Source organism: Halomonas sp. 707D4, from assembly GCF_024158685.1.
Taxonomy (GTDB): Bacteria; Pseudomonadota; Gammaproteobacteria; order Pseudomonadales; family Halomonadaceae; genus Vreelandella.
The window spans coordinates 1-9,446 of sequence record NZ_JAMZBD010000078.1 but is presented as its reverse complement, the minus strand read 5'-3'; the positions used below and the strand labels follow the sequence as shown (position 1 = coordinate 9,446).

At 61.8% G+C, this 9,446-nt stretch carries 16 protein-coding genes; 2 read left to right on the top strand and 14 right to left on the bottom strand.

Annotated elements, in window-relative coordinates; translation table 11 throughout:
* Positions 1-151: 151 nt before the first annotated feature.
* From BIS11_RS05335 to BIS11_RS05280, 12 genes are all read right to left on the bottom strand, one after another.
* Entirely contained in the window at positions 152-349 is a 198-nt protein-coding gene (locus BIS11_RS05335) for a hypothetical protein (protein WP_253418844.1), read from the bottom strand.
* A complete protein-coding gene (locus tag BIS11_RS05330; RefSeq protein WP_253418847.1) occupies positions 343-2,058 on the bottom strand; it encodes a terminase large subunit in 1,716 nt (571 codons plus the stop codon). Before BIS11_RS05330 ends, BIS11_RS05335 begins: the two co-directional genes overlap by 7 nt.
* Before the next feature lie 6 nt (positions 2,059-2,064).
* The gene (locus BIS11_RS05325; protein WP_253418850.1) at positions 2,065-2,535 is read right to left on the bottom strand and encodes a phage terminase small subunit P27 family; all 471 of its coding nucleotides are present in this window, start codon (positions 2,533-2,535) and stop codon (positions 2,065-2,067) included.
* A 110-nt stretch (positions 2,536-2,645) separates the two neighbouring features.
* A complete protein-coding gene (locus BIS11_RS05320; RefSeq protein WP_253418853.1) occupies positions 2,646-2,975 on the bottom strand; it encodes an HNH endonuclease in 330 nt (109 codons plus the stop codon).
* A gap of 150 nt (positions 2,976-3,125) precedes the next feature.
* On the bottom strand, positions 3,126-3,575 hold the full coding sequence (locus tag BIS11_RS05315; protein WP_253418856.1) for a hypothetical protein: 450 nt from the start codon (positions 3,573-3,575) through the stop codon (positions 3,126-3,128).
* Positions 3,572-3,895, bottom strand: a complete 324-nt coding sequence (locus BIS11_RS05310) for a phage holin, lambda family (protein ID WP_253585797.1) — start codon at positions 3,893-3,895, stop codon at positions 3,572-3,574. Before BIS11_RS05310 ends, BIS11_RS05315 begins: the two co-directional genes overlap by 4 nt.
* Before the next feature lie 57 nt (positions 3,896-3,952).
* Positions 3,953-4,504, bottom strand: coding sequence for a glycoside hydrolase family 104 protein (locus BIS11_RS05305; RefSeq protein WP_253418861.1), 552 nt, complete (start codon positions 4,502-4,504; stop codon positions 3,953-3,955).
* 474 nt (positions 4,505-4,978) lie between these two features.
* Positions 4,979-5,221, bottom strand: a complete 243-nt coding sequence (locus tag BIS11_RS05300) for a helix-turn-helix domain-containing protein (RefSeq protein WP_253418864.1) — start codon at positions 5,219-5,221, stop codon at positions 4,979-4,981.
* Between the two features lie 27 nt (positions 5,222-5,248).
* Positions 5,249-6,160 carry a tyrosine-type recombinase/integrase gene (locus BIS11_RS05295; RefSeq protein ID WP_253418867.1) on the bottom strand — a complete coding sequence of 304 codons (912 nt, stop codon included), beginning with the start codon at positions 6,158-6,160 and terminating at the stop codon, positions 5,249-5,251.
* A gap of 2 nt (positions 6,161-6,162) precedes the next feature.
* Positions 6,163-6,942, bottom strand: a complete 780-nt coding sequence (locus BIS11_RS05290) for a hypothetical protein (protein WP_253418870.1) — start codon at positions 6,940-6,942, stop codon at positions 6,163-6,165.
* Between the two features lie 55 nt (positions 6,943-6,997).
* Positions 6,998-7,231 carry a hypothetical protein gene (locus BIS11_RS05285; RefSeq protein ID WP_253418873.1) on the bottom strand — a complete coding sequence of 78 codons (234 nt, stop codon included), beginning with the start codon at positions 7,229-7,231 and terminating at the stop codon, positions 6,998-7,000.
* A 141-nt stretch (positions 7,232-7,372) separates the two neighbouring features.
* Entirely contained in the window at positions 7,373-7,924 is a 552-nt protein-coding gene (locus tag BIS11_RS05280) for a hypothetical protein (protein WP_253418875.1), read from the bottom strand.
* Positions 7,925-8,010: 86 nt separating this feature from the next.
* Here BIS11_RS05280 and BIS11_RS05275 point away from each other — a divergent pair, with 86 nt between their 5' ends.
* Together BIS11_RS05275 and BIS11_RS05270 are read left to right on the top strand one after the other, a co-directional pair.
* Positions 8,011-8,193 carry a type II toxin-antitoxin system HicA family toxin gene (locus BIS11_RS05275; protein WP_253418878.1) on the top strand — a complete coding sequence of 61 codons (183 nt, stop codon included), beginning with the start codon at positions 8,011-8,013 and terminating at the stop codon, positions 8,191-8,193.
* Between the two features lie 66 nt (positions 8,194-8,259).
* The gene (locus tag BIS11_RS05270) at positions 8,260-8,679 is read left to right on the top strand and encodes a type II toxin-antitoxin system HicB family antitoxin (protein WP_253418880.1); all 420 of its coding nucleotides are present in this window, start codon (positions 8,260-8,262) and stop codon (positions 8,677-8,679) included.
* A gap of 2 nt (positions 8,680-8,681) precedes the next feature.
* Here BIS11_RS05270 and BIS11_RS05265 read toward each other — a convergent pair whose 3' ends face one another.
* Positions 8,682-9,191, bottom strand: a complete 510-nt coding sequence (locus BIS11_RS05265; RefSeq protein ID WP_253418882.1) for a VRR-NUC domain-containing protein — start codon at positions 9,189-9,191, stop codon at positions 8,682-8,684.
* Positions 9,188-9,446: hypothetical protein (locus BIS11_RS05260; protein ID WP_253585796.1), on the bottom strand; the 259-nt coding region annotated here is incomplete at its 5' end. The genes BIS11_RS05265 and BIS11_RS05260, both read right to left, overlap by 4 nt.

Genomic DNA, 9,446 nt, shown 5'->3' with positions numbered 1-9,446 from the left:
CTGACGCCCAAGGCGTTCTCGGTGGTCACCATGGTGCCGGCGGCACTCTGACGCCCTCGCCGGGCGCTGACCCAGTTGCCGGTCCAGTCCTGCCCGCTGCGCTTGCTGCCAGGCGCCGTGCCGGACGACGTGAAGAAGCTCGGCATGAACATCAGCGATCTCCTTCGTCTTCGGCCATGGGTGGAGGCGGTGCGTTCCGGGCAACCGCCTGGGAGGCGAGCCATGACCAAAGCAGGCAGAAGGCGCCGGCGACCATATAGCCGGCGGCGGGCAGCATCAGCCACGCGCCGAAGGCCACCAGCCCGACACCCAGCAGGCCTACGGTAAAGGTGATGAGGTTGATCAGCATGTCACGTCCGAGGTGTCGTAGATGGATTCTTCCGGGTCGTCATTTTCGGTGAGTATTGCGCGCCCCAGTGCCATCAGAATGGCGAGGACGCCGTCGATCTTGTTCTCCGGCTTTTCCTTGCGCGGGAAGATGTTGTCCTTGGCATCAGCCTTGGCCACCACGTTGCTGGCCATCCAAGTGAGCACTGGGCACTTGGCATGCCGGAAGCGTCCGCCGGTGATCGCCGCCTCGAGCTCACGCATCGCGGGGCTCATGTTCTGAACCGTGTTGCGGTACTCGACGATGCTCGCGCCGTCAGCCATCAACTGGTGGGCGAGCTGCGTGGCGCGCCAGGGGTCATAGGCGATTTCGGTGATCTCGAACTGGCCGGCCAGATCCTTGATCTCTTCACGAACCAGGTCGAAGTCGAGCTCTTCGCCATCGGTGATCACCAGATCGCCGCTGTTCTGCCAAGCCTCGTACGCCGCCTTGTTCGTGCTCGCCCGCTCGACCGCGCCTTCCGGCAGGTAGTTGCGAACGAACACCGTCCAGCGCGTTTTCAACCGGCCTTTCTTGTCCGGCACCTCGTCGCGAAACAACAGCGCGATGCTGGCGATGTCGGTCTTGCTGGCAAGGTCGACACCCAGCCAGCACGGCTGTCCCTCGAAATCCTCGAGCTTGAGCCCGGAATCGCCCATCGCGTTCCAACTGGCCATGTTGAGCCAGGCCGTGCGAGCACTCACCCAGACGTTCAGGTGCTTCGTCAGGAACGAGTTCTGGCGACTAGGGTAGCGGATGGCATCTCGCTGCGCCTTGAGCAGAAATTCCTCGCTCACCGAGACGCCGTAGTTCGGGTTGGCCTTGCGCAGCACCGCCGGGTCTTTCCAGTCGTCGCCATCGTCGATCGTGTAGATGATGGCGAAGAGCTCGTCGTTGGGCAGCGCCTCGTCGAGCATCTGCTGCGCCTGCCGACGCTTGTCGTAACAAGGCCCGGCGAGATTGAAGCCCGCCGTGGTGATGATGAACATCAGAGCCTGATCACGGGCGCCCATGCCGGTCAGCATGGTTTCGTACAGGTCTGGCGTCTGGTGCTCGTGGAACTCGTCGACCACTGCGCAGGACGGCGAACTACCATCGCCCGGGTTGCCAATCAACGGCTCGAGGCGGCTGCCGTCCTCGGGGATCGAGATGTTCTTCGCCATGATCTCGATGCCGGCGGCGCTGACCAACGCCGGCGACTTCAGCAGCATCAAGCGGGCCGGACGGAACACCTCCCAGGCTTGCTTCTCGGTCGTAGCGCCACAGTAGACCTCGGCACCATACTCACCGTCCGCACATAGCATGATGTTGGCGATCGCCGCCGCCAGCACCGACTTGCCGTTCTTCCGCTCGACCTCGATATAGGCCTCGGTGAAGCGGCGAAGCCCGGATTTCTTTTTCAGCCAGCCGAAAATGCTGGCGACGATGAAGAGCTGCCAGGGCTCAAGGGTGATCAGTCGACGCTCGCGTGCCCACTTGCCTTTCGTGTGCGGCAGCAGGTGGATGAACGCGCAGACGCGCTCGGCCTTGTCCTTATCGAACCGGTATGGATACGACCGGGATTTCGACGCCTTGAGATCGTCCAGATGGCGCTGGCAAGCCTGCCGGACCTCCTTGCACGCGGGAATCCTCTTGGCCACGACCTCCCGAGCGTACTTGTTCGCTGCGTTGACGTGGGGATACGTGGCCATAGTGCTTCATCGCTTTTTACCTAGAAGGTCTTTGAAGGGGTTACTGGCATCCTTGGCGCCCGGTACCGCCAGCCGCGAACGGCTGGAGGGATCAAGCCCCAGCGCGCTGCCGTACAGCGCCATTTGCTTGAGCGCGGCGTTTGCCTCGGTGCACGCCGGGTTTTTCACGTCCGAGTTCAGACCCGGCACCACGATGCCGTTCTTGGCGATGTCCTGCTCGGCGAGACGCCAGCGCGAGTAGGCGGCGCAGAACGCCTCGAGGTTATGCAGATCCGAGCCGGTGAGGATCTTGCTGCCAATCAACCAGGGGGCGACGCGCTCCCACATTTCAATGCCGATCGGCGACAGCCACTCGGGCGGCAGGGGCACGTCGTCGAGTTCTTCGCACTGGGGCTCGTCATGGTTCACCGCACGCTTGCCAGCGTTGCCTTGCACCGCTTTCAGGTGGCTCGGCTTGGGCTTACGACCTCTTGTCATTTGTTAATTCCTCGCGCCGACCTGATTTTTCAATTTCGCGGGTGTAAAAATTGAATTGAGGGTACGGTGTCCGCGGGCGAAAGCCTGTAGAGATTGGCCCCCCCTCCCCATCAGGCGTCGTCGCCACGGCCCCGCCGGGCCTCGCCCTGCGTCTTCGCCTTGTGGCACGGTCCGCATATCGCCTGCAGGTTGTCATCGCTGTCCGTGCCGCCTGAGGCGATATTGACGAAGTGGTCGACCTCAACGGCAGGCGTAAAAAAGCCCCGCTCAAGGCAGGGCTGACAGAGTCCTTTGTCACGCTGGAGTATGCGCTGGCGCTTACGGCGCCACGGCCTGCCACCGCGATCCTGCTTTCGGCTCGATGACTTCTTCCATGCACCGGCCTGATCGGCGTGTCTATCGCAGTAACCCTGAGCGTTGATCGTTTTGCCGCTGCACATGACGGCACGACATGGTCTTGGTGGAGAGCTCGGCATCACTCATCACTCGCATCGTTTGTGAGAATCTCGACGACCACCATCCGGTCAGCATTCATCCGCCGGCGCAGTGCCTCATACCGTGCCAGCAGCTCGAGCAGTCCCTTATTACCGTTAAGGATCACCTGGGGCGCCGGTAGCTCGCTGGTAAGGTGGTCGGGCACGATCGGACACTGGTTCACTGTCGCGAGCGGCGCCGGTCTGGAGTTGGCGCACCCAGTCAGCAATACCATCAGGCAAAGGGCTATCCATCCACGTGCGTGAATCCGCATCGGTCTCTCCCAGTTGCTCGAGCGCGGTGCGGCTGGCGCTCATGTCATCGGCGATCTCGCCCAGTAGCCTGTCCCGTTCTGCTAGCGAACGGTTCAGGGTTTCGTTCTGCCGGCGCAGGTCGCGCTGGTTCGCCAGCAGAATGTCGGCTCGGTTGCGTTCATGCTCCTCCCTGGCCTCGGCCAGCTGCCGCTCGGCATCTAACCGCTGTGCATACTGGAACTGGAATACCAGCAGACCGATCAGTCCGGCCAATAGCCATGGCATCGCGCCATTCAGAAGCCGCCCGATCATTTGAACCACCGCCCGATGATCTTCTCGTACAGCGCGTCCAGGCGCTCGCGCACCCACTCGACCCCCAGGAAGGCGATCGCCGCCCCGGCGGCAACGGCCATGTTCTGTGAGAACCCGAAATACTCGATCAACGGCATCAACGACAGCGTGAGGAAGCCGCACAGCACGGCCTCTAAGAAGCTTTTCATGGGTCGCCCTCCTGCGTGGATGGCGCGCACCAGGGCGATCAGCATCGCGAGCCCTGCGGCGTATATCTGCGGCCAAACGCTCAGGATGAGATCCATCAGCGCGTGCCAGTTGTTCGGGTCTTTGTTCGGCATCGCGTTCGGCTCGTCAGGTCTGTGCATTGCGTGGCCACCTCGGCGGCCGGAGAGTGTTTACGCAGCGCGGCGCTTGAGTAGTGCCCGCTCGTACCAGGTCTTGTCGGCATCGCACAGCACGCCCCGAGCGCGCTGATACTCTTTCAGCAGACGCTCGACAGTGTGTTCGTGCTGCCCATACCCGGCGCCAGGCATCGACGCCCAGATATTCGCGCAACGCGCGATCGCCTCGGTGATGCGCCCTTCTTGAATCAATGGCAGCGCCCGTTGCTCACGCAGCTGCTGGATCGCGTACCGGTCCTGACTCAGCGGCCCGAAATCCGGCAGCGCCAGCGTTTCGGAGTAGTGATCCCAGTAGCGAGACAGGATCTGGTAGCGCCCCGCCGCCGTCGAGCTCAGCCCCTTGCGAATCTTCACGAGCTGGCGCGGGTGATCGTCGTAGCTGTCCATCAGAATCAGCCGGCTCGGCAGCGAGCCGACAATGACCCGGTAACCGTTATCCGTGCGCGGGTCGATCAGCATCGACGTGTGCAGCTCGGCGAACGCGATCATGTCGAGAAACGCGCACACGTTGACGCCACCGGCGCGGGCGGGAGTGATAACGGGCATAGGACACCATGGAATAGAAGGGCCCCGACACGACAGGGCAAGGCGCGCCAAGTGGCACGCAAGGAACGCCAGAAACGCAGAAGCCCCGCCGGGGAACGGCAGGGCTTCATAGAGTTGGGTGGCTTTCGCGCGTAGCTGGCGCAGCCTAGAAAGAAGAGTGCATCAAAAGCGCCACTTTGGCAATCGATTTTTCACACACAAATAAAAAGCCCCACCATCGTGTTGGATGGCGGGGCTTCTGCTTCTTCAGCAGCCAACGCGTGGGCCAATGAGCCGGGATTACTGAACCTTGATAAACTGCCCTGCTCGGCAGCGAACACCGGCCCGGTCGAACAGCCGACCCGCGTGATTTTCTGAGCTGCGCTAGTCGGCAGCTAAAACGCTACGCGTGAAACACTTCGAGGTTCCCATTTTCTGAGCTGCCTACTCGGCACCCGAATTACCAACGGTGCTACATCGAATGATAGAAATCAACTACACCCCCGACGATTTCAATGCATCGGCGAGTTCGATGGCAGCCTCTCCCCGCTCCCTCAAGAGGCGCTCGACATCCGACCAGATGCCCACGGGTATTCCGCGGTCCCGGCTCATCCACTGACGAACCCGGCGGGCATCGCTCAACCCCAGCTCGTTGGCCAGAGCGGTTTGCCAGCGTTCTCCGTAAAGGGCCTCCCCCGCGCGCGCCAGCAACTCCGGCCCGTACTCCACGTTTTCCATGTCGCCTCCCGTTTTCGACAGCCGCCATCATAGCTCAAGGGATCGCCATTTTCCCGAGTCCAGACCGCGCGCATCGTTGTACTGGTCTGTCATCGATTGCCGCCTGTGACCGAGTAACGTCATCGTGTCGATCCCCTGGGCGCGATACAGACGCTCTGATAGCGATCGAATCTCGTGGAACGTGGGCGGGGTGCGTGGCGACCAATCGGCACCCGGTAGCGCTATACCCCTGCCTTCGGCAAATCGAGCCGATAGCGCGCTCGCATCGAACGGAGCATCGCCGGTTTTGCGCAGCAGGTGAACGCCTGCTCGCCGGTAGTCCATGCACTCCTGCACCACATCCCCCAGCGTTGTATCGAGCGCCTCGAGCCTGAGCGTCAACGGCAGCGCTATTCGCTCCCCTGTCTTGAACTGCTCAATTCGAAGCGCGCCACTCACGATGTGATCCGTCCGCATGCGCACCAGGTCACTGCGCCGTTGCGCGGTCACCAGCGCCAGCTTCAGTGCAGACGCAAACCATAGATTGCGATCACCGCGCCCAAGCGCCCACTCATGGATACACTTCCATTCGTCCAGCGTAAGCCTGGAGCGAACCGGCGGCGCCGCGGGCGCTTTGACCGGGTCAGCCGGATTTGTCTGGATATGCCCTTCAAGCACAGCTCGATAGAAAAACGCATTTGCCTCGAACAGAGCCCGGCGTGCCGCCACGCGCCGCCCGCTGGCCTGAATGGCCGCCACCATGCGCGCAACATGAGACGGGCGGACATCGACAAGCGCCAGCTCGCCCATGTGCTCAACGATGAACAGCACATAGCGGTTGCGGTTTGCCCAGGTTTTACGTTTGATGGGCAGCGTATCTAGGTGCTCGCGGTACGTGGGCGCGAAATCCGATACGGTGGGGCGCCGCATCTTCCAGCGGCGCAACAGGTTGGAAAGCATGATCAGGACCGCCCGTCGAAAGCGGCGCGCGCCTCGGTAACGCTCAGAAGCTCAACGCTACCGTCATCCATGACGATGCCATAATGCGCTGTGCTCCGCCGAGGGTTTCGATAGTCCTTCTGGCCCCAGCGCACAATATCACCCGGACGGGCCTGGACCTCGGCCTCACCGCCAGCCGCACTTCCCACATAGCCACCAAACTCCTGCTCCGGACGCTTGCCCACGCGCCAGGCAGTGACGCGTGCGATCCAAGGCACACCATGTCGCCGTTCGTTGTAGCTATCGGACGCCACCACTACCCGCATCATCGCTCCACCCGTTGATGCAGAGACAGCGTGCTCCACCACCGACGAGCGTTCCAGTGCGTAGCTGAAATAGCGTCGATCTCCACAAAGCGCCATGGTGGTCGCATCGAGCTCCATGTTGATGTCGCGTGCCTCGGCGCCAATGCTGACCATCAGTTGGCGAGTGAGCGGTGAGCGTCCTCGTCCACCATGCAACATATCGGCATGCTCGATGACCAAGGCAACCAAGCTCGCTGGCATACCGTTAACCTCGATCGCTAGGAGCTCGAGCACAGCGTCCTCCACCACCCTGTCGAAGGGGTTACTGGGTGCCGGGATACTGCCCAGGACAGCGCCGTTTTGGGTAACACTGATTGGCCGCACTGCAAAACGGCTCCAGGCTGCCTGGTAAATTCGAAGCTCGCCCTCGATCACCATTTCAACAGTAGTCAGGTAGTCGACAGCGGTAACGGATGAGGTAGAGATAGACTTGAACATGATCGCCCCCTTGGCGTGGATGTCAGCCGGCCCCATGGCCATGCTGCTGTAACGGTTAGATGATGCCGTCGGCCTTGCCTGCCGCGTTCATCATGATCTCGATGCGACGCTCTTGCGCAGCGATACGTCCTTTATGGCGCTTAGTAAGCCGGAGGCTATCGAGGTGGTTTATTTCACAGCGCAGTTGCGTTTCATACTGCTCGGGCGTGCACTTGCTCACCCACCATTCAAGCGAACGCTTGGTGCGAAGGTCGTCGGCATTCTCAGGGACGGGATTGTTGGTGCTCATGATCGCCTCCGAAGGCATATCGGTCGGCCCGGTTGGCCTTACCTATTGTACCTAAATATAGGTACATCTTGAGAGAGCGTCAAGCACTCCGAACGATTTTTTATGGCGCCCTCCCTGGCGCCACGCCACCCGACTTGCCGATCAGGCCAAGCAGGCAGAAACCTCACCCTGAGCTAGCCACTCACTTAGCTGATTGCGCGCCCGCCGTGCCGCGTGCTGCAGTGCGTTGACACTCTCAAAGTGCCGCACCCGCTCATTGAGCCCCAGGGCTCGGAGCAGATCTCCTTGCCGTTCGACCATCTGCCGAGCGGTCACCATCCATTGACTAGCGCCAGCCTTCTCCGGCCGCACCCGGGCCGCCTGCATTAGCATCGCCGCTGCCTGGCGCCGCGGCAGTTGATCGAGCAGCAGCCCGCAGGCCCGATGCCACTGGCTCTCCGGGTGATAACGCATCGCTGCCAACATAGCCTGGTCACTCCGACCACCGCCGCCGGGCAGCTCACCGGCCAGCGCCGCGACGCTGAACGGCTGATAACCGGGATTCTCATGACGGCAATCCAGCTGTAGCTCGAGCATCGTGTCAATGATACGGACCACTGCCGCGTCTCGGGCGCGATCGCTTGATACAGCGGCTCCAATGACGACCCAGGGGTTCGTAACCTTTATCCATTGGTCAAAAGACATATCGATCATTCGAAGCCCTTAAAAATAATAAACAGATATGTTGCTTTAATAACAGAAGTGTTGCATAATGAACACATCACAGCAACGGAGGGTTCATGACATACAACGAGTTCGTGAGATGGTTGAAAAAGAGGGGCGTTGAGGTCACAACCGGCAAAGGACGGCACAGCATGAAAGCGACCTACAACGGCAAGACGGTTCCAGTCCCCTACCACGGCGCCAAGGAGATAGGCGAAGGGGTCAAGAGAACCATCATCAAGCAACTGGGCCTCAAGTGAGGCCCCATCTTGCGAACGACAGCACGTCATGAGCTCGAACACATAGACGAGAACCAGGAGGCATCCATGCGATACCCCATCAAGATCGAACCCGATACCGTTGGCTACATGGCAACGTGCCGAGACCTGCCCGAGTTCGTCGCCGCGGATGAGGACCAGGACTCGACCCTGGTCAACGCAGTCGAGCTGCTTGAAACCACCCTCGGGATCTACATCGACGAGCGCCGTCGCGTACCCGCGCCCAGTGAGGCCCAAGAAGGCGAGCACCTGGTGGCCGTCCCCCTTTCGACCGCTATCAAGGTGCTGCTGTCCGACGCGCTGATCGACGCAGGCTGGCGCAAGGCAGATCTGGCCCGCGCCCTGGGCGTTGCCCCCGTGCAGATCGACCGCTTGTTGGACGTGAACCACAAATCCAAACTGGCGCAGCTCGAGGCGGCGTTGGGTGCCCTGGGCCGCCGGCTGGAAGTGGAGGCGATCGCCGCGTAGGGTCATCGCGGCTTTCTCCATTCGGTGCCCATCAATGGCGCTTTGGTGTAGTGGCTATAGGACGCTCCCATGCACGCGTAATCATCCAGCACGCGCTTGGCCTGCTCCAGCCCCACCGCCAGCACCGCGCAATAGCCGTTCTCCTCTGCACGCGCCAGCCAGTCATGCTGGCTCTCTGCCAGTGCAGCGGTATGCGGTGGCGAGGCCTTGAACTCCAGATACAGGCCATGCCAGCCTCCCCGGGCGGCCATTACCACCAGATCGCTCACGCCCGGCTTGACGCCTTGGCGCTTCATCGCCGCGCCGGTGGACTTCGAGCGCTGGCCACCGTTTGGCACGTGGAACGTCACATCATAAAGATCGCCTACCGGCGTTCCGCGCTGGCGCTCGCCGAGTAACCAGCGGATCAGCACGGCCTGCTCCTGCCCTTCCCAATCGACGGGGCGCTTGCGGGGCGCGGTGCCGGCGCCAGCCGGGCCCAGTACGCGGCGCGGCTTGCGTGTTGTGGTCATGCCCCACCCCGCTGGCGCTGCGCGCGCTCCCAGTTGCTGTAGTCCGCCACGATCTTATCGAGCATCGCCCGAGCGTTGTCGCTGTGGTCGATCTGCGCGCGGGAGGTAACGCCGCATGCCTGGCGCACCCAGTCCGCGCAGTCCTCTGGCGAATGCGTCCCGTCCGGCAAATGCTCTTCGTTGAGCCCGCCTTTCTGGCGCCGGCGCTGATCCAGGTAGAGCCCAAACCGGGCGTTCTGGCAGAGCATCGCGGCG